Here is a 19,883-nt window from a genome sequence, read left to right on the forward strand (position 1 = left end):
GCCAATCACAATGCCAAGGGCTTCAACACTTTAGGTTCTACCATCACGCTGGCACTGTCGCTGCTCAGATAAATAATCCCGTCGCTGATATTGCAGCCCAGTTTCATTGAACGGCTGACCAACTGCGCCATCTCCTTCACCTGCTCTTCGGGTATCTCCCACACCTTAAGGTTGGCATAACGGTTAAAGGCATGTTGATTCTGTTGCCACCATACCGGCACGCTGCGGCCACCATAAGCAAACAGCTGCACTTCGTCGGCACGGCCGCTAGCCTTGCGCAGCCATTTTTCATCGCTCTGGCCAAACTCGACCCACAAACGAATATCACCGTTAAGCTCGCGATCCCAAAGTTCGGGTTCATCATCAACACATAAACCCTTGCTGAAGGCCAAACTGTCAGAAGCGTTGAGCGCAAAAGCCAACAGACGCACCATCATACGCTCGTCGGTTTCCGACGGATGTTGGGCAATGGTCAGCTGATGATCCTGATAATAATGCCGGTCCATATCAGCAATACTGAGCTGAACTTTAAAAATACTCGCCTTCAAGGCCATGATAATTTCTCTGTGATAGGAGGCAGATGCAGCCTCAATAAGGAAATAAAGGGTTTAAATAGCGCCGGGGCGCAAATGTTTGGCGAATGGGAACGCCGCTTTGAGCCTGGCGACTTCGTTTGCGTCGGCCAGACGCAGCATCCGCATGCCGGCTTGATAGGATGCCAACAGGGCACTGTCGGCCATGGGGGCTGTGCGTGACGCGTCCCGGCGGATAAGCTCCAGTAACTCAGCCGTTGGGGCGCCATCTGTTATCAGGCTGTCTATCCGCTGCAGCATCGGCATCGCGGCCAGCGGCAACAACTGCAGATGGCAATCATCTGCCAGCAGCAATAACTCTCCCTGCGCCTCTCCTGAGACAAAACTCAGCTCAAAATTCTCCCGGGTGCTGGCATCAAACCTGTCACCATTGAGCTTAAAAAAATGCTCCCAGAAGCGCCGCCTGGCATCCACCGAAGGCAAGCGCTGCTGCACTTCCTCTCTGTGATCGGCAATAAAATCCAGCAAAGAGCTGAGGCTTGGCGGCAGCAGAGTTTCAAGTTTAGCTCTCAAGTCTCTCGCAAACACAGGCGCGGCACCGGCGGTACTGATGGCCATTACCAGCCGTCCTCTATCAACGATGGAGGGCGTGATAAAATCACACTCGGATGGGGTATCAACCACATTGACCCATGCACCAAGCTCGCGTGCCTTGGCCGCCAGGGTTTGGTTTAGATTACTATCAGCTGTAGCCAGATAAACCAGCTCTCGCTCGGCAAGATCCCGCTCTTCCACGCCCCGGCGAGACAGCCAAATCCGTCCGCTGGCGGCATAGGCTTCCACCTCGGCGTTCACCTTGGGCGCCACAAGGTGAATTTCAGCTTGAGTTCTGGCCAAAAGATCCAGTTTACGGCTGGCCACTTCACCACCACCGACCAACAGCACTCTTATGCGTGAGGTGTCAACAAAAAGAGGAAAATACTGCATTAATCCTGTACCAAAGGCAGTTCGTGGGCACACCAGGCGCGATAACCACCGTCAAGGGCAGCCACATTCCGGTACCCCAAGCGTTGCAAACTCAATGCCGCCAGTATAGCGCGTTGCCCACCGGCGCTGTAGAGTAGCAGCGCCGCTGACTTGTCCGGGAATCGCTTACCAATATCCCGCTCCAGTATGCCTCGGGACAGATGCTTGGCCAGCGGCAGGCGATCTTTTAGCCACTCATGATCTTCTCGTACATCAATGAGCTGCCAGCGATCATCATGCTGATACTCTTCTATGCTTAACTCTCGAACCAGATCCCTGGCCTGTTCAACCAAGGCCGTAAAATCAAGGCTATTTGTCATTTGTCACCTCCGGGCCCTGCCATCGATAGCTTAATTATGGCACTCGCTGCGTTCGGCGCTACACTGCCAGCAAAGTTCAAAACTGGCGTCGTTGAACTCATGACATTGCAGGCACTGCCACTGAGGCCTATCGGCATCGAGACTAGCCAATTGTGATTGTGCTTGCTCCCGCTGAGATTCAGGAACCCACAGCTCTACGGTTTGCATATCAACCGGCAACTCTCCCACGCCGCCCAGCAAGGCTTCACCGCGCAGCTCAACCCTCAATCCTGAGGTTTCCAGCATTCCCTTCCAGGTATGGGCCTGCAGCAGATTACCACCGGCTACCATGACTTTTCGTTCTTCCATGTTTCTTCCTACAACTTTAGGCTCTGCCACGGCAGAGAAATTAAGGAATGGATCCTGTGGAAGGATCCGCAGCCCATGCTACTGATAAACGCCTGGACTGTCGAGTGACAGCATTAAGTGAATTTACCTTTTGATAACAAAAGCGCATGTTTGAGCCATAAACTCAGGTTTTATTCCAACTCGGAGCTATCTCCGTAATGCTCAGACACAAAAAAGCCACCCGCAGGTGGCTATTTTCTACCCGGTTTATCAGGGCATAATGGAAGGCTGATCGGCGCCTTCCTTCTCCACTTCCACCGGCATCATATGCTCGCGGTTGATCCCAAGTTTAATGGCCAGGAAACTCGCCACATAGATGGAGGAGTAAGTACCCACCAAAATCCCCATCAGCAATGCCGTGGCAAAGCCGTGGATCAGGGTGCCCCCCTTGAGAAACAGCGCTACCACAGTAATAAGCGTGGTTCCGGTAGTGATAATGGTACGGCTCATGGTCTGGGTGATTGAGGTATTCACCACTTCCACGGGTGTTGCCTTACGCATCTTGAGGAAGTTCTCACGAATACGGTCAAACACCACGATAGTATCGTTAAGCGAGTACCCCACCACGGTCAGCAAACCTGCCAGTACCGTCAGGTCGAACTCCAACTGCAGGAAGGAGAACACCCCCAGCGTCACTATCACGTCGTGCGCCAATGCGGCGACCGAACCCATAGCCAGACGCCATTCAAACCGGAAAGAGACGTAGATAAGAATACAGATCAGCGCAACCAGTACCGCCAGGCCACCCTGCTCTGCCAATTCCTTACCGACCTGAGGGCCGACAAATTCTACGCTCTTTTGCTGCACTGCCGGGTCTTGCTTGGCAGCAGCGGCAAAAACTTCCTTAACCTGAAGGTCGCTCTTGATGTCTTCGCGCACCTGCAGGCGCACTACCACATCGCGACTGGAGCCGAAGTTTTGCACCACGGCACCCGAGGTCGGTTCGGTATCGAGGGCAAGACGCAGCTCGTCCAGGTTAGCGGGTTTGCTAAATTCCATGATGACAGAGGTGCCACCGGTAAAATCCAGCCCCCAATTGATCCCCTTGGTTGCCAGGGAAGTCAGAGAAGCTACGACCAACACTGCCGACATAATACTGATAGGCAGAGCATGACGCAGGAAGTTGATAGAGCCTTTAATTGATAAAATCTGCAACATAATCAGCTTCCTCAGATCGACAGTTTCTTCACGCGCTTGCCGCCCCACATGGCGTTTACAACCGCCCGGGTACCGACAATAGCGGTAAACATGGATGTCGCGATACCTATCATCAGGGTCACGGCGAAGCCTTTAATGGCGCCGCTGCCCACTGCGAACAGGATAAGTGCGGTGATGAAGGTGGTAATGTTGGCATCGGCAATGGTGGAGAACGCGTTGCCATAACCTTCATGAATAGCCTGCTGAACACTGCGACCAGCGCGAAGCTCTTCACGGATACGCTCGTAGATAAGCACGTTACCATCCACCGCCATACCCACTGTCAGCACCATACCGGCGATACCCGGCAGCGTCAGTACTGCGCCCGGGATCATCGACATCACACCCACCACCATGATCAGGTTGGCACACAGCGCCAGGTTGGCAATAACACCAAAGGCACGGTAGTAGATCAGCATAAAGATCAATACCACAGCCATACCCCAGAGCATTGCCTGCATCCCGTTTTCAATGTTTTCGGCACCCAGGCTTGGGCCTATGGTACGTTCTTCCACTATGGATACAGGTGCAATCAGCGCACCGGCGCGCAGCAGCAACGCCAGGTTCTGGGCTTCGCCATGAGACAGACCCGTGATAACGAAGTTACGGCCGAGGCGGGCTTGAATGGTCGCGACAGAGATGACTTCCTCGATCTTATCCATCTTCACGCTGCCATCAGGGTTACGCTTACCGCTGTCCTTATACTCGATAAACAAGGTCGCCATCGGCTTGCCGATGTTGTCTTTGGTCACGTTGGAGAAGATATTCCCGCCCTTGGCGTCCAGGCTGATACTCACCTGAGGCCGGCTGTATTGATCGAAGCTTGGCTGAGCGCCGGTAATATGATCACCGGTCAGCATCACTTCTTTCTTCAATACCGCAATACCCCCTTCACGACGTGGATACACCTCGGAGCCGGGTGGCACCCGGCCCGATTGCGCCGCATTCATGTCGGCTTTCTCATCGACCATATGGAATTCAATGGAAGCGGTCGCCCCGAGGATCTCTTTGGCGCGAGCAGTATCCTGTACCCCCGGCAGTTCAACGATAATGCGCTCGGCGCCTTGACGTTGTACTACGGGTTCAGCAACCCCAAGTTCGTTCACCCGGTTACGAATAGTGGTGATGTTCTGCGACAGAGCGTCTTCTTTCACCTGCTTGAGGTAGACTTCGCTCATGGTGGCCATCAGGGCAAAGTTATTGCCCTCGCTGGCGTCGCTGAACACCATATCGTTGGAGCGACTCTTCAGGAAACTCTCGGCTTTAGCCAGATTCTCGGCATCACGGAACTTGATCTCAATGCCTTTGGCCGTAGCCTTGACACCCGAGTAGCGGATCCCCTCTTCCCGCAGTTGACTGCGGAAATCGGCGATCTTGGCTTCTTCCATCTTGCGAATGGCTTCGCCCATGTCCACTTCCATCAGGAAGTGCACACCACCACGTAGGTCAAGACCCAATTTCATCGGTGAACCACCGAGTGACTCGAGCCAGGCCGGTGTCGCCGGTGCCAGGTTCAACGCTACGCTGAACTTGTCACCCAAGGCTTCGGCTATCGCTTCTTTGGCCAACAACTGCTGTTCGGCATTGTTGACTCTGACGAGTAGCTGACCGTTTTCCAACTCGGAACGCTTGACACCTATCCCCTTGCTTTGCAGCAAGTCGTTAACTTGTGTCTGGGTCGTGACAGTCACATCCGCACCGCGGGTGCCCACCACTTGTACCGCGTGATCCTCACCAAAAAGGTTAGGCACGGCATAGAAAGCCCCGATGGCGATGATAATGATCACCATCAGGTTCTTCCATAAAGGATACTTATTTAACACGCCTCAGCCCCCTTGGCTTATAGCGACTGGATAGAGCCTTTTGGCAATACCGCCGCGATATAATCTTTTTTGATGGTGATCTGGGTGCTGTCGTTCAGGCTCAGCAGAACATAATCATTCTCATCGCTGATCTTGGCGATTTTGCCTATGATGCCACCACTGGTCAGGACTTCGTCGCCCTTACCCAGGGACGCCATCAGATTTTTGTGCTCTTTAACACGCTTGGACTGAGGACGGAAGATCATGAAATAGAAGATCAGACCGAAGATCACCAGCATGAACACCAATTCCATGGTACCGCCAGACTGAGGAGCACCGGCTGCACTAGCGTAAGCATTTGAAATAAACATATTTTTCTCTTCTTATCAGCAAATAAAATCAATCCACCAATTCAGGTACTTCACGGCCTTGACGACCATAGAAGTCCTTCACAAAGGCGTCTAATGTACCTGTCTCAATGGCGCCGCGCAAACCTTCCATTAACCTTTGGTAGTAACGCAGGTTATGTATGGTATTGAGACGGGCCCCGAGAATTTCATTACAGCGGTCCAGATGGTACAGATATGCCCGTGAGTAGTTCTTACAGGTATAGCAGTCACATTCCGGATCCAGCGGTGATGTGTCGTCACGATGCCGCGCATTGCGGATCTTGATAACACCTTCTGTGACAAACAAGTGGCCGTTGCGGGCATTACGGGTTGGCATCACACAGTCAAACATGTCGATACCGCGACGTACGCCTTCAACCAGATCCTCCGGTTTGCCTACCCCCATCAAATAACGAGGCTTGTCTGTGGGGATCTGCGGGCAAACATGCTCCAGCACTCTGTGCATGTCCGCCTTGGGTTCCCCTACAGCCAAGCCGCCGACGGCATAGCCGTCAAAACCTATTTCCAACAAGCCCTTGAGGCTTTCATCACGCAGATCTTCATAGACACTGCCCTGAATAATCCCAAACAATGAGTTGGGGTTTTCCAGGCGGTCGAACTCGTCCCGCGAACGTTTTGCCCAGCGCAGTGACATCTGCATCGACTTGCGGGCTTCGTCGTGAGTGGCAGGATACGGCGTGCACTCATCAAAAATCATCACCACATCCGAGCCGAGCGAATATTGGATCTGCATCGACTTCTCGGCATCCATGAAAATCTTTTCGCCATTGATGGGCGAGCGGAAATGCACCCCTTCTTCGGTGATCTTGCGAATATCACCTAGACTGAAAACCTGGAAACCACCCGAGTCGGTGAGAATCGGCCGCTGCCAGTTCATGAAATCGTGCAGGTCACCATGCTTACGCATGATCTCTTCACCTGGGCGCAGCCAGAGGTGGAAAGTGTTCCCCAGCAGAATATCGGCTCCGGTGGCGCGCACTTCTTCCGGAGTCATCCCCTTCACAGTGCCGTAAGTTCCAACCGGCATAAAAGCCGGGGTCTCGACTGTGCCACGGTCAAAAATCAATCGGCCCCGGCGTGCGCGGCCATCAGTAGTATCCAATTCAAATTTCATGATTTACCTCGTCAGAGAAACAGTCTGACCTTAATTACGCGGACTTAGGCCGCAGCGTATAGACAACAGAGGGTCAAAAAAGCAAAAGGTTCACCCTTAAGACAAAATACCCGCTCATTGAGGCGGGTATTTTAAAACAAAAGTCGTAATCAGTGAGCTTTTTTAGTCACAAACATGGCATCACCGTAACTGAAAAAGCGGTATTTTTCGGCAATCGCGTGCCGATAGGCGTTCATCACCTCATCAAAGCCGGCAAAAGCACTGACCAACATAATGAGCGTCGACTCCGGCAGGTGGAAATTAGTGACCATGGCATCCACTACCTGAAACTCATATCCGGGATAGATGAAAATGTCGGTATCCCCTTTGAAGGCCTGCAGTTCGCCTTCACTGGCGCGAGCAGCGCTCTCGAGCGAACGCACGGAGGTTGTGCCCACCGCGATCACCCTTTTTCCGGCCGCCTTGGTGTTATGGATTTTAGCCACTACCTCGGCCGGCACTTCGGCCCACTCAGAGTGCATCTTATGTTCCAGTATGTTGTCGACCCGTACCGGCTGAAAAGTACCGGCACCAACATGCAGAGTCACAAAGGCGATATCCACGCCTTTGGCTTTCAGCTCGGCCAACATATTGTCATCAAAGTGCAAACCGGCCGTCGGCGCCGCAACCGCGCCCGGAGTTTGGTTATAAACTGTCTGATAGCGCTCTTTGTCGGCATCTTCATCGGGACGGTCGATATAAGGCGGCAACGGCATATGGCCTACCTGCTCCAGCACTTCAAGCACACTCGGACCGGATACCAGTTCAAGTTCAAACAGCGCGTCGTGACGTGCCAGCATCAACATTTTGAAGCCGCCATCGAGCAAAATTTCACTGCCTTCCTTCGGCGACTTTGAACTACGCACATGAGCAAGCACCCGCTTGTCATCCAGCATCCGTTCCACCAGGATTTCCAGCTTACCGCCGGTTGCCTTCTGCCCGAACAGGCGCGCCGGAATAACCCGGGTATTGTTGAATACCATGAGATCGCCGGGTTGAACCAGGTTCAACAACTCGGTGAAGCGGCAGTCGCTAAGAGCCCCGCTGTTACCATCCAGAGTGAGTAATCTGGACGCACTGCGTTTCTCCATAGGGAACTTGGCAATCAGTTCCTCTGGAAGATCGAAAGAAAAGTCTGCTACACGCATGAATGGGCCTCGGCTTAGCTGGAAACGGCGGCTAGTCTAGGGATTTGAGGCGTTAAGATCAAGGCTCCAGCGGTTCGTTTGCCTTTTCGGCAAGGGGCTTGTTGTCATCGAAGGGTTCGCGCCGATATTCGAGTTGCTCGAACGGAATATCTATATCTACCCTGCGCCTCTGGGGCCTTGGCGTTTTGTTGATAAGTTTATTGAACCAGTCCCACATCATCCTTGATCCTCTGTGTCACCGAACGCTAAGCGTAGCATCTTTTTCCACTGAGCAAAAAGAGAACATTCACCAGCGTCAGAGACTATTTTCATTTGCCGGCTTGTCATGGTAACTTGAGGGCGAATTCGACACCCAGTAACCAATATGAACTTCCTTGCACACCTGCATCTGGCCGATATCAGCCAAACATCTCTCGGCGCCAATCTCGCCGGCGACTTTGCCAAAGGCAATATTCAACAGTTTCCCAAACATTTGCAGCAGGGGCTCTGGCTCCACAGACAGATAGACAAGTTGACCGATAGCCACGAATTAACCCGCGAGTTAGTGCGTACTTTCCCCAAACCGCTTGCCAGAGTAGCACCTGTACTGATGGATTTGGCCTTTGACCATATGCTGGCAAAGTACTGGGAGGAATATCATCATCAACCTTTGGCTGCCTTTTGCGATAAGGCCTACGAGAGCCTCAGACAAACGCAATCCCTACCCGAAGGCTTAGCCAAACTGGCGCCAGTGATGGAGCAGCAAAATTGGCTGTTGAATTATCAAAGTCGCCAGGGGCTCAACAGTGCTGTAACCGGTGTGAGTCGCCGACTTTCAAAACCTGAGCTGTTCAACGGTGCCCAACAAGCGCTGCAAAAACTCGATACTGAAATTGAAATCGCCTTTCGAACCTTTTACCCACAATTGATGGCTTACAGCCGGATATGGGCCAGAAAGACACCAGCGGAATTTCTTTGATCTAAACCCAGCCCAAGGGCCGCTTTGGTTGAACCCACAAAGCCACTTTTGCCGGGCCCATGGCTTTGTTAAAATTGCGCCTTCACGAAGGAGAGTTCATGCAAGTTTTTGAGTACCGCCCACCGGCCCTGCCCTGGCTCGATATCCGCTATCTGGATCGCGATATTATTATCATCAACAAGCCATCCGGGCTGTTGTCCAACCCTGGGCGCGCCGCCGTAACCCATGATTGCGCCCTCACCCGCTTACAGCGCCTGTATCCGGAAACCATATTGGTGCACAGGCTGGACTGCGCCACCTCAGGGATAATGGTTTTCGCCCGTAACAAAACCGCCGAGTCCAGTCTCAAGACTCAGTTTCAGGAACGGCAAAGCGATAAACTGTATGTGGCCGAGGTGGCTGGACATCTTGAACAGCCAGCCGGTGTTATCGACTTGCCTCTGGCAGCGGATAAGGCCAACCCACCGCTGCAGCAAGTCTCAGAGCAAGGTAAGAGAGCGGTCACTCACTACAAAGTGCTTGAGCGCCGTGAGGATTCCAGCCTGGTGGCATTACAACCGGAAACCGGCCGGACTCATCAGCTCAGAGTCCACATGCTCGCATTGGGGCATCCGATTTTAGGGGATGATTTCTATGGTGGATGTGAGATTGAAAATGCCCGTCCGCGACTCTGTCTGCATGCTGCCAGCCTGGCATTTTGCCACCCTTACTCGGGTGCCGAGATGCATTTTGTCAGCCTGTCGCCTTTCTGACCCTTGCAAGGCTTGATAAAGAAAGCCTTAGAAAAAGCAGCTAAAGAAAACGCCCGCTTAGCGGGCGTTTTCTTTTTTTACAATGAGTCAAACAATTATTAAGCACTCATCACTGATTTGGGTTCCAGACTGAAGCTATCGCCTCCTTCAGTGCAAAACTGCAGCTTGCCCTCTGCGGTTAAAATAAAGTATTCACCAAACAGGTTACCACCCATATCTTCCAGACATAAACCGGCATTGGTCTGTTTGGACTTCATCTCATCCACGCTGTGGCAACCATCGCTGAACCAGGTTTCCAGAAACAGCTTGCCACCTTGACGATACAAGGTCAGTTCTTCACCACTGCCAGGGCGACTATCCTGCCAACAACCAAGAAATTCTCGCTGTTGTTCGTTCTGTCGGTGCAGACGCTTGCGCTTTTCTACTCCAGACATATCCATACCCTTAAACCATGTCAGCCCAGCCTCTTTGGCTGACCCCAAATGCATGACATTAAGCATAGAACTCATAGTGCCCCTTTACCCGGCCAAAAGTAACATAAAAGTGAAAAATTTGATTCCAAATCATTAAAAACCAATAAGTTAGAATGAAATCTCTCGAATGTGCGCAGTGTAGCCCAGTGACAAAATAAAAGTGTGATCAAGATCATTTATTGCGGAGAATTTAAGCAATTTATGGAATAACTCACACAATCCCCTTACCACCGGCCGTTTGAACGGTCACACCGTGGCAAATGGGGACCAAAAACAAAGGGCGGCCCAGAGGCCGCCCTGTATCTTCAACAATGTTTCCTAGGGAATGCTTCTTGCAAAGGACTAGAGCCATTTGCTGCGAACCACGCCTTGCACCCAGGCCTGTAAGTCGACGCAGAGCACACATGGGGCTTGTTCGCACCTTCCTTAGCTTAGCTTGCGATCTTCGGCCTGGCAGACTGCCGCGGTAAACAACACATCAGTGGAAGAGTTCAGCGCAGTTTCAGCCGCATCCTGAATAACCCCGATAACAAAGCCCACGGCCACCACCTGAATGGCAATGCTGTCACTGATGCCAAACAAGCTACAAGCCAGAGGGATCAGCAGCAATGAACCACCGGCTACCCCGGAGGCACCACAAGCCGACACGGCGGCCACCAGGCTCAACAGCAAGGCAGTTGGCAAGTCGACACTGGTTCCCGTGGTATGCACAGCAGCCAGGGTCAGTACAGTAATGGTAATTGCCGCGCCGCCCATGTTGATAGTGGCCCCCAGAGGAATAGAAACCGAATAGGTGTCTTTATGCAGTTTGAGGCGCTCACACAAGGCCATGTTCACCGGAATATTGGCGGCGCTCGAACGGGTAAAGAAGGCGGTTACGCCACTCTCTCTGAGGCAAGCGAACACCAATGGGTAAGGATTGCGTCTTGTCTTGTAGAACACCAAGAGCGGGTTCACCACCAGGGCTATGATAGCCATGCTTCCCAGCAAGACGCCTAGCAGACGGCCATAATTGTACACTTCCTCAAAACCGCTCTCGGCAAAGGTCACGGCCACCAGACCGAAAATGCCTATCGGCGCCAAGCGGATAATAAAGCGCACCATCTGTGAGATACCATGACTGACATCGGCAAATACCTGTTTGGTCGAATCACTGGAATGATGCAGCGCCAATCCAAGACCAATACCCCAAGCCAGAATACCTATATAGTTGGCATTCATCAGAGCATTGACTGGGTTGTCGACCAATTTGAACAACAGAGTATTGAGAACTTCCAGAATACCTTGCGGCGGCGACAGTAACTGTTCAGGCGCCCTGAGCTTGAGTGTGGTGGGAAACATAAAGCTCATTACCACAGCTGTAAGTGCCGAGGCAAAAGTACCGAACAGGTACAAGGCGATAATTGGCCGCATATTGCTCTTGGTATTTTTCTTCTGATTGGCAATCGATGCCGCCACCAGCAGAAATACCAGGATCGGCGCGATCGCCTTAAGCGCGCCGACAAAAAGATCTCCAAGAAAAGAAACGCTCTTTGCCCATTCCGGAGCAAAGTGTGCGAGCCCCATGCCCGCGATGATCCCCAAAAGGATTTGCAGTACAAGACTGCTCTTGGCCAATCGGGCCAAAAGTAAAGAAGATTGGTTCATTGCCTGACCTGTCGTTATTATCTTTCTGGCACCAGTGCCACAGGAGTTACGTTTTTAGCGGATGAAACCGCTAATGTCTAGCTTTGAAGCCTATTTGTGTCGTCTGGATAACCCTGAACACGCATTTTGGCAACAGCGATGTCATTTTTGACTATCTTGTGCAATTTTGGCGCCTCTGAGCATGGCATCAATAAGTTCATGGGCATCGAACTTGGTGAGGGCTTCGTTGGCACCTACCTGGTGCGCCTGGCTGACACTGATCTCACTGGACAGCGAGGTATGCAGGATAATGTAAGCTCCGGCGAGTGCCGGTTTGTCTCTCACCTCAAAGGCGAGTTCATAACCGTCCAGACCCGGCATTTCAATATCACTCACCAGGATGTCCACCGGGCGGTGTTCGGCGGCGGCCTTTTCCATGATAGCCAAAGCCTGGGCACCGTTTGAGGTGACCTCATAAGGGATATTAATGGAGTCCAGCGCATCAGACAGTTGCTTTCTGGCTACTTTAGAGTCGTCCACCAACAAGATCCGCAGCGGTTTCAACCTTTCCCTTTGCACATCGGTCAGCATGGCCACACTCTGGGCCGCAATCGGGAAAATCTTTGACAGCAACAACTCAACATCCAGCAATTGCACCAGCTTATTGTCGTAACGAGTCACTCCGGTGAGATAAGCATTGCGTCCGAGGTTATCCGGCGGTGATTCAATATCACGCCAGTTACATTCGAGGATCTTGTCGATACCGCGAACCAGAAAGCCTATCTCCATCCGCTGACAATCTGTGATGATGATAAAGCAACTCTTGCGCTCCTCTGCAGTAACCGGGCGATAACCAACGGCCGCCGCCATATCCACTACAGGAATGGTATGTCCTCTGAAGTTTACCGCCCCCATCACAGCCGGATGAGATTGGGGGATCTGGTTTAGTGGCATATAAGGTACCAACTCACGGATCTTCAGGGTACCTATGGCAAACAGCTGGCTTGCCGACAGATGAAACAGCAGCAGTCCCTGAGATTGATTGGCCTTACTCTTCATAACAACACCATTACAGACAATAAGTTAAACGCTTCAGGATAACACAGGCTTGAACCTATGGTGGTCAGCTGCAATTCACAATTGCGACTCAATAGGCAAAAGGCTGAGGATATCGGCGCTGAGACGGCGCCAGAAACCGGCGGCTGGCTCGTTATAGAACACCTCTTGTTTGGCATCGTCATGCCACACCAGCTCATCCTCCTCCAGCGCCAAGCGGTAAGCATTACGTAGTAAGGCGCCGCCCAGTTGCCGCTGCATGTGTTCGGCAAGCTCGGGCTGATGCAGCAGTATTCCCATTTCAGTATTGATCCAGGCAGAACGGGGATCAAAATTGAACGAACCGACGAACACATCTTCGCCGTCCAGCACAAAAGTTTTGGCATGTAAGCTGGTGCGTGAGCTGCCGCGCCATGAAGAAGGCTTATAGTCGGGGTCAGCCTTGACTTCATAGAGGCGAACACCGGCCTCCAGCAGTTGCCGACGATACTTCTTGTAGCCACCATGCACGGCCACTACATCTGTGGCTGCCAGGCTATTGGTCACCACAGTAACCTCAATGCCATTGGCTACCGCCTGTGCCAGGGCATCTGCCCCTTTGGATGTGGGCACAAAATAGGGCGAGATGATCAGTATGTTGTTTTCAACCTGGGACAGAAAACGACCGATATCGGCCAGCATCCAACTCTCGGGCTCGGCGCTGCGCAGCTTATCGGGCGGGTCGAACAACACCTTGGCTTCGCCCCAATACCAGTCGAGTTGCTGCTGCTCCATGTTCGTTATCAACTGGCTCTGCAACAAGCGCTGATAATAGGGGTGATCCTGCATCGCCTGCTGTTCCTGCCGCATCTTGGCATCGGCCTGCAGCAATTTTTCCCGGGTCAGACGCTTGGGCAGCAATTGCTCAAGCGGAATAGTCAGCGGCGCATTCCAGTAAAGATCAAACTGATCAGAGATAGCCGGTATCGCCTCGCCTATGGCGAGCAAGTCAAAGTCACCGAACTCAAGTTCATCGTTAGCGGAAAAATACTCATTGCCTATGTTGCGCCCTCCCACCACAGAAACCATGTTGTCCACCGTCAGCGACTTATTGTGCATTCTGTGGTTCAAGCGGGCGAAACTGAACAGCCAAGACAAGCCTCTGAAGGTGCGGGAATATACCGGGTTATAGAGGCGAACCTGAATATTGGGATGATGATTTAAGGCCGCCAGTCCGGATTCGAGCGGCGCACTCGTGGTATCATCAAGCAGCAGCCTTACCCGCACGCCGCGCTCGGCAGCTTCCAACAGTTGCCACACCAGGGTTTTGCCGGTTTCATCGGCCCGATAAATGTAGTACTGCAGATCGATACTGCTCTGGGCACTGCGGATAAGCGCCAACCTGGCAATGAAGGCATCGACACCTTCGGCCAACGGCAGCACACCCGTCTGCGATGGGTGGATGGACAATTGAGGTTCCAGATAATCCAGCAAGACAGAACTCTCCGGCGTTGCCAGATAGCTGGAGTCGCTGTATGCGGGATCCCGTGTCGGTGCCGAACTGCAAGCGCTAAGCAAGGACAAGAGGACCAGCAATATTCCAAACTGTGGCAACATTCTGAATATTCTTCGAAATAATGAAGAGTATTCAAGCATTAATTCGTTCCGGGATCCAGTATTCCCGCCTCCGGCGTTAATTTGTTAATCCTGTAAAGCATAGAGCACATCAAACACAAACTGATCCCAACCATGGGATTCAAAGGCAACATCTGCCACCGCACGAATGCGGGCAACTGCATGCAGCGGCGCCACGCCATGCTCCATCAAGTAGTAGGCCAGTAATAGGCAAGTACGGTTTTGCCCCGACTCACAATGTACCAATACCCCTAGACCGGCCGCACGCTGACGCTGGATAAAGTCGAGTGCCTTGGGTAACTGCTCGACGCAGAGCCGCAAATCGGCATCAGATGGGGCTTCTCCACTCGGTAAAGGGATACAGGCAAACTCAAATTGCGACTGAGGCCAATCGGCGGCCAAATTACCAGCCATATTGTCAGCCAAGGAAAGAATGGCGCCTATCCCGGAGCGTTGCAGCTCATCAAAATCCCAGTTCTGGCCTACCGGCCCCCGGCTTCCTGCCAACTCTCCCTCTTCCAGCCAAAAGAGTGGTTGCATCTGTGTTTCCCTCAGTAATACGCAACTTTTGCTTGGCTTCAGAATACCCCAAATCGATAGAGAGTTTCGTTGATTTATGCCAAAAGATTAACTGGGACGACCGGCTTCCAAGTCAAGCAATTGTTGCTTCATGGCGAGGCCCCAGGCATAGCCGGTCAACTTGCCATCCTTGCCTATGACTCTGTGGCAAGGCACGATAATCGCTATCGGGTTGGCGCCATTGGCAGTACCTACAGCGCGAACAGCTTTGGGATTATCAATCTTTACGGCCAGCTCACCGTAACTGGTAAAACTGCCGTAGGGCAACCCCACCAATGCCTGCCAAACAGCGCGTTGAAAGCGTGTCCCCTTGGGAGCCAAAGGCAGTTCGAAGACCTGTCTGGTGCCGGCAAAATACTCCAAAAGCTGGCTCTTGGTCTGTGTCAATATCGCCTCTGCCCGCGCCTTTTGCGCCGTACTCGCGCTCGCCAGCGGGATCCGGCGCTCTCTGTCATCCCCCGTCAAAACCGACAGATGTGACAGCCCATGGGGCCCTGCGGCAAGCCACAGCCGGCCCACAGCCGAATCCATGCTAAGCTCCGCCACCGGCAGCAATTCTGCTATCGGCCACTCTTTACTCAGCGATACGGCCAAGCTCGGATTATCTTGTGTACTCATAGGATTAATCCTTTGATTTTATAGCTTTTGAATAGGTGTTTGACAGATGCCTTCGCGCCTTTGCAACCCATTCCATTCTCTTCATTCAGCGCTTTCATTCAGTGCTTTCATTCCGAGCTGTCTATGGGCGCTGTGCCGAATGCCAAAGTTGCAGAGTAAGGTAGCTGCCCCAGGGCGACGCCGCTTCAGTGACACCTTGCAGTAATGCTTGGTAATGGCCCGCACCTTGATTGCCTTTATGCTGAGCAACTGCGCCTTGTTTAACCGAATCCGGATTAAGTTGAGCTAAACTATCGTTACCCTTGGTCGAGATTGCCATTTCACTAAGCAGCCTGAGCAGACGTTTACGGATTATCAAATCGCCGCAGAGCAACACATCAGGATCCGACAACCCGCGCATTCTGGCGTAGGCTATGGTCCAAGGGCCAATCCCTTTCAAACTGAGCCAAGCCTCAGGCTCGGTATCACCATGCTCAAGCTGAAAACGCGCCAACTCGGCCAGTGCCGTCTTTCTGCTTGCGGGCATTTTCAACTCGTCAAAGTCCGCCGCCAACATACTTTCGGGCTCGGGAAAGAAGCTGATTTCGCGCCCGGCGATAACTCGCCGCTCACCTCTGGCTGCCACCAACTGCCCCAACAGTTTTGTGGCTTGGGTAACGCTGACCTGCTGGCCCAGAACAGCCCGCACCCCGGCTTCAAACAGAGAGCCTGCTGCCGGCAGCCTCAGCCCCGGCTCCCAACCAAAGGTGGAGTCTGCCAGTGTGATAGGTTGCAACACTTGCTCAACCTGCTGCATATCAGCGTCGAGATCCAATATCCTTCTTATCCGATTGACCAATACCGGCAACAAGCTAAGCTCGGCGCCCTCTTCCAATGCCAGGGTAACTGCGACTCTATTTTGCGAGGCCTGCAACTCGGCAAAAAACCAAGCTTTGAACCCGCCTTTGTCGCTGTTGAGTAACAGGCTGCGACCATAGCCCTGGCGGCCATTAAGTTCAAACCACTCCATTCCTGTTACCGCCCGCAGGCGATAGAAATCAAGCAGCGCTTGCCAGGCATAAGGCGGCCGGTAACTCAAAAACAGTTGCAGCCTGTTACTGTCGTCCATTTGCGTATCAGCGCTACGTCTGAGTGCCGACGGAGTTAGCTGCAGCTGACTCTGAAACACTTCGTTGAAACGGCGAATACTCGTGTATCCCGCAGCCAAGGCCACCTGCGTGATAGGGAGCCGGGTTTGGTGCAGCAACTGCTTGGCAAACATCAATTGCTGAAACGCAGCGTATTGCTTGGGAGACAGGCCCAGCGCTTCGACAAACAGCTTGCGCAGATAACGACTGCTGATCCCGAGACGCAGTGCCAAGTGCTCGACACCTTTCGCCGACTCGCCGCTCAAGGCGCCCTGCTCTATCAGAGTTACCGCCCGCTCCAGCGTGGTTCTCGTGCCTTTCCAGGCACAGGAACCTGGCGCGCTTTCCGGTCGACAACGCAAACAGGGGCGCAAACCTTGATTTGCCGCGGCTGCGGCCGAGAAAAAATATTCGACATTTTCCTCTTTCGGCGCCACAGCCGGACAGATAGGCCGGCAATAGATCCCCGTCGTCTTCACCCCGATAAAGAAACGGCCATCAAACCTGGGATCGCGACTGAGTCTCGCCCGGCGGCAGGTGTCGGCGCTGAGCTCAGTAAAAATCGTCATCATCTGTTTCGCTATCGTCTATAACCTGGATGCAGATTACCCCGCAAACACGAGGGAAACCAGCGGAAAACGGAACTGGACCCCGAGACTAAACCCAAACAGTTGATCCGGAATAATAGCTGCCCTGCCGGTAAAAATTGGGTATGCTGGAACGGCTTGAATAAAAATCACTCCAGATCCGCAAGGCCCGATGTCTGCCCGCATAACCGGGCAAGAATCATTCTTTGCCAAGAGATAAATCGCCCATAACAGTTTGCCAAGAGAAGGCCATGATAAAGACGTTGTTTTCCCGCTTTGAACACTGGACGGATCCACTGCCGGATATAGAACCATCTCCACCGCCCAAAGGGCTCTATGCTTTTTGTCGCCACTACACCAAAGGTTTCGAGCGACCGTTGATATTGATGTCAATATTGACCGCAATTCTGGCCATGCTGGAAGTGTCGTTGTTTGGCTTTATGGGGCAGTTGGTTGACTGGCTGGTAGACAAGGATCCACAAACCCTGCTGCAGGATGAAGGACTCAAGTTACTCGGCATGACCTTGCTGGTACTCGTGCTCTTGCCTGTACTCATCTTGCTGCACGCCTTGATTGTCTACCAAAGTCTCTTGGGCAACTATCCGATGGCCATCCGCTGGCTGGCGCACAAATACTTGTTGAAACAGAGTGTTTCCTTCTATCAGGACGACTTTGCCGGCCGCATAGCCACCAAGGTGATGCAAACCTCTCTGGCGGTGCGGGAAACCGTGATGAAACTCCTGGACGTGCTGGTCTACATAATGGTGTATTTCACCTCCATGTTGGTGATGATCGCCAGTGCCGATATGCGCTTGATGCTGCCCATGTTGGCATGGCTTGCCATCTATATCGGCCTGCAGTGGTATTTCGTGCCCAAGTTGAAAGCCGTGTCTACCGAGCAAGCCGATGCCCGCTCAACCATGACAGGTCGAATCGTCGACAGCTACACCAATATTGCCACGGTCAAACTCTTCTCCCACACCCAGCAGGAAGCCGAATACGCGCAGTCGAGCATGAAAACCTTCCTGGATACCGTGCACAGGCAGATGCGTCTGGTCACCGGAATTAACGTCAGTGTGCAGCTACTGAACTATTTCCTGGCCTTTAGCGTGGCAGCCGTATCCATCTGGCTCTGGAGCGACAGTGCCATCAGTGTTGGCGCCATAGCGATTGCCGTCAGCCTGGCTCTGCGCCTCAACGGCATGTCGCAATGGATAATGTGGGAAATCAGCTCACTGTTTGAAAATATAGGGACAGTGGCCGATGGTATGAGCACCCTGTCCAAACCCACCCGCATTCTGGATGCCGAAGACGCCAAAGCCATTTTGGTTGAGCAAGGGCAAATCGATTTCGATAAGGTCAGCTTTCACTATGGAGAACAGAGCGGTGTGCTGGAAGGCCTGGATTTACAGATCAAGCCAGGTGAAAAAGTCGGTCTGGTGGGGCGCTCGGGTGCCGGTAAGTCCACCTTGGTCAATCTGCTGATGCGTTTTCATGATGTGGAAAAGGGAAAAATTCTGATAGACGGTCAGGATATCCGTAAAGTTACCCAGGATTCGCTGCGCTCACAGATAGGCATGGTGACTCAGGATACCTCCTTGCTGCACAGATCCATCAGAGAAAATATTCTTTATGGTCGTCCCGATGCCACGGAAGAGGAACTGGAGCAGGCGATCATCAAGGCCCAAGCCAGTGAATTCATCGCCTCTTTGACAGATCCGTCGGGAAATACCGGGCTGGATGCCCAAGTGGGTGAACGGGGCGTCAAATTATCCGGCGGTCAAAGGCAGCGTATTGCCATCGCCAGAGTGCTATTGAAAGATGCGCCAATATTGATCCTGGATGAAGCCACCTCGGCACTCGACTCGGAAGTGGAAGCGGCAATTCAGGAAAGCCTCTATCAACTGATGGAAGGAAAAACCGTTATCGCTATCGCCCACAGACTATCAACCATAGCCGCAATGGATAGATTGATAGTGCTGGATCAGGGCAAAGTGGTCGAACAAGGCAGCCATCAGGAACTGATCCGCAGCAAAGGAATTTACGCCCAGCTGTGGGCTCACCAAACAGGCGGTTTTATCGGTGTAGACTGAGATATCTTTACCGCCCTGCTTTTCGGCATAGAACAACATTTCAGGAAGCCATCACGGCTTCCTGGTTTTTTAAGCCTTCCATACCATATAAAGAGACACTCACCTTGACTAACTGCCACATACTTATTCAAGTAGCGACTTTTTATTCAAGTAGTAACTAGGCGGGTATCCGGGCAAAACAATCTGGCGTATCGGTAATGAGGCCTGTGCCTGATAAGAGCAGTTAATAAGAACTGCATTTTAGAGCCACGTTTCGATACATGGTTGGATAAATACTCTAACAAGCCATTCGGGGTTAGAGCGTACTTTTGCTAGGACGCAAACGTTGAAGAAACAGATAACAAAAAACCACCCTGAGGTGGTTAGTGTTTCTCTTGAAGAGAGAATCTATGGTGGAGCTAGACGGGATCGAACCGTCGACCTC

20 protein-coding genes are annotated in these 19,883 nt (G+C 52.5%); 3 read left to right on the plus strand and 17 right to left on the minus strand.

From position 1 onward, the window contains the following. Window positions 1–5: 5 nt before the first annotated feature. The 10 genes from AYI96_RS05480 to AYI96_RS20270 form a co-directional block, all read right to left on the minus strand. Window positions 6–554 carry a YaeQ family protein gene (locus AYI96_RS05480; RefSeq protein WP_039033828.1) on the minus strand — a complete coding sequence of 183 codons (549 nt, stop codon included), beginning with the start codon at window positions 552–554 and terminating at the stop codon, window positions 6–8. A gap of 54 nt (window positions 555–608) precedes the next feature. Further along, window positions 609–1,520 (minus strand): bifunctional precorrin-2 dehydrogenase/sirohydrochlorin ferrochelatase, encoded by a 912-nt coding sequence (locus AYI96_RS05485; protein ID WP_144361140.1) that lies wholly within the window; start codon window positions 1,518–1,520, stop codon window positions 609–611. Next, window positions 1,520–1,879: a rhodanese-like domain-containing protein gene (locus AYI96_RS05490; protein ID WP_039033826.1), complete on the minus strand. Its 360-nt coding sequence runs from the start codon at window positions 1,877–1,879 to the stop codon at window positions 1,520–1,522. Before AYI96_RS05490 ends, AYI96_RS05485 begins: the two co-directional genes overlap by 1 nt. 30 nt (window positions 1,880–1,909) lie before the next feature. Beyond that, on the minus strand, window positions 1,910–2,227 hold the full coding sequence (locus AYI96_RS05495; protein ID WP_039033825.1) for a putative signal transducing protein: 318 nt from the start codon (window positions 2,225–2,227) through the stop codon (window positions 1,910–1,912). A gap of 249 nt (window positions 2,228–2,476) precedes the next feature. Next, entirely contained in the window at window positions 2,477–3,424 is a 948-nt protein-coding gene (gene secF, locus AYI96_RS05500; protein ID WP_039033824.1) for a protein translocase subunit SecF, read from the minus strand. Between the two features lie 11 nt (window positions 3,425–3,435). Then, the gene (gene secD, locus AYI96_RS05505) at window positions 3,436–5,286 is read right to left on the minus strand and encodes a protein translocase subunit SecD (protein ID WP_039033823.1); all 1,851 of its coding nucleotides are present in this window, start codon (window positions 5,284–5,286) and stop codon (window positions 3,436–3,438) included. Between the two features lie 17 nt (window positions 5,287–5,303). After that, on the minus strand, window positions 5,304–5,636 hold the full coding sequence (gene yajC, locus AYI96_RS05510) for a preprotein translocase subunit YajC (RefSeq protein WP_025011473.1): 333 nt from the start codon (window positions 5,634–5,636) through the stop codon (window positions 5,304–5,306). Window positions 5,637–5,664: 28 nt separating this feature from the next. Then, a complete protein-coding gene (gene tgt / locus AYI96_RS05515) occupies window positions 5,665–6,789 on the minus strand; it encodes a tRNA guanosine(34) transglycosylase Tgt (RefSeq protein WP_028781041.1) in 1,125 nt (374 codons plus the stop codon). A 149-nt stretch (window positions 6,790–6,938) separates the two neighbouring features. Beyond that, the gene (queA, locus tag AYI96_RS05520) at window positions 6,939–7,976 is read right to left on the minus strand and encodes a tRNA preQ1(34) S-adenosylmethionine ribosyltransferase-isomerase QueA (RefSeq protein WP_144361141.1); all 1,038 of its coding nucleotides are present in this window, start codon (window positions 7,974–7,976) and stop codon (window positions 6,939–6,941) included. A gap of 58 nt (window positions 7,977–8,034) precedes the next feature. Then, a complete protein-coding gene (locus tag AYI96_RS20270) occupies window positions 8,035–8,196 on the minus strand; it encodes a hypothetical protein (RefSeq protein WP_157823027.1) in 162 nt (53 codons plus the stop codon). A gap of 144 nt (window positions 8,197–8,340) precedes the next feature. On the opposite strand from AYI96_RS20270, the gene AYI96_RS05525 reads away from it, so the two are divergent. Both AYI96_RS05525 and AYI96_RS05530 read left to right on the plus strand, forming a co-directional pair. Next, window positions 8,341–8,934, plus strand: coding sequence for an ACP phosphodiesterase (locus tag AYI96_RS05525; protein ID WP_039033817.1), 594 nt, complete (start codon window positions 8,341–8,343; stop codon window positions 8,932–8,934). 98 nt (window positions 8,935–9,032) lie between these two features. Continuing rightward, window positions 9,033–9,686: an RluA family pseudouridine synthase gene (locus AYI96_RS05530; protein WP_101096048.1), complete on the plus strand. Its 654-nt coding sequence runs from the start codon at window positions 9,033–9,035 to the stop codon at window positions 9,684–9,686. 98 nt (window positions 9,687–9,784) lie between these two features. On the opposite strand, the gene AYI96_RS05535 is transcribed toward AYI96_RS05530, so the two are convergent. The 7 genes from AYI96_RS05535 to AYI96_RS05565 all read right to left on the minus strand — a co-directional run bounded on the left by AYI96_RS05535 (window position 9,785) and on the right by AYI96_RS05565 (window position 17,351). Then, window positions 9,785–10,120: a hypothetical protein gene (locus AYI96_RS05535; protein WP_233962769.1), complete on the minus strand. Its 336-nt coding sequence runs from the start codon at window positions 10,118–10,120 to the stop codon at window positions 9,785–9,787. Between the two features lie 465 nt (window positions 10,121–10,585). Further along, on the minus strand, window positions 10,586–11,806 hold the full coding sequence (gene sstT, locus AYI96_RS05540; RefSeq protein WP_144361142.1) for a serine/threonine transporter SstT: 1,221 nt from the start codon (window positions 11,804–11,806) through the stop codon (window positions 10,586–10,588). 141 nt (window positions 11,807–11,947) lie between these two features. Continuing rightward, complete coding sequence (locus tag AYI96_RS05545) at window positions 11,948–12,844, minus strand: chemotaxis protein (protein WP_144361143.1); 897 nt, start codon at window positions 12,842–12,844, stop codon at window positions 11,948–11,950. Window positions 12,845–12,919: 75 nt separating this feature from the next. Then, window positions 12,920–14,437 (minus strand): phospholipase D family protein, encoded by a 1,518-nt coding sequence (locus tag AYI96_RS05550; RefSeq protein ID WP_144361144.1) that lies wholly within the window; start codon window positions 14,435–14,437, stop codon window positions 12,920–12,922. 84 nt (window positions 14,438–14,521) lie between these two features. After that, window positions 14,522–14,995: a dual specificity protein phosphatase family protein gene (locus AYI96_RS05555; RefSeq protein WP_101096052.1), complete on the minus strand. Its 474-nt coding sequence runs from the start codon at window positions 14,993–14,995 to the stop codon at window positions 14,522–14,524. A gap of 87 nt (window positions 14,996–15,082) precedes the next feature. Continuing rightward, window positions 15,083–15,652 carry a methylated-DNA--[protein]-cysteine S-methyltransferase gene (locus tag AYI96_RS05560; protein ID WP_052248027.1) on the minus strand — a complete coding sequence of 190 codons (570 nt, stop codon included), beginning with the start codon at window positions 15,650–15,652 and terminating at the stop codon, window positions 15,083–15,085. Window positions 15,653–15,773: 121 nt separating this feature from the next. Continuing rightward, on the minus strand, window positions 15,774–17,351 hold the full coding sequence (locus tag AYI96_RS05565) for a DNA-3-methyladenine glycosylase 2 family protein (protein ID WP_144361145.1): 1,578 nt from the start codon (window positions 17,349–17,351) through the stop codon (window positions 15,774–15,776). A gap of 278 nt (window positions 17,352–17,629) precedes the next feature. On the opposite strand from AYI96_RS05565, the gene AYI96_RS05570 reads away from it, so the two are divergent. Continuing rightward, complete coding sequence (locus tag AYI96_RS05570; protein ID WP_039033819.1) at window positions 17,630–19,459, plus strand: ABC transporter ATP-binding protein; 1,830 nt, start codon at window positions 17,630–17,632, stop codon at window positions 19,457–19,459. The last annotated feature ends 424 nt before the right edge of the window (window positions 19,460–19,883 follow it).

The organism is Shewanella sp. MSW, from assembly GCF_007636515.1.
In the GTDB taxonomy this organism is placed as follows: Bacteria; Pseudomonadota; Gammaproteobacteria; order Enterobacterales; family Shewanellaceae; genus Shewanella; species Shewanella indica.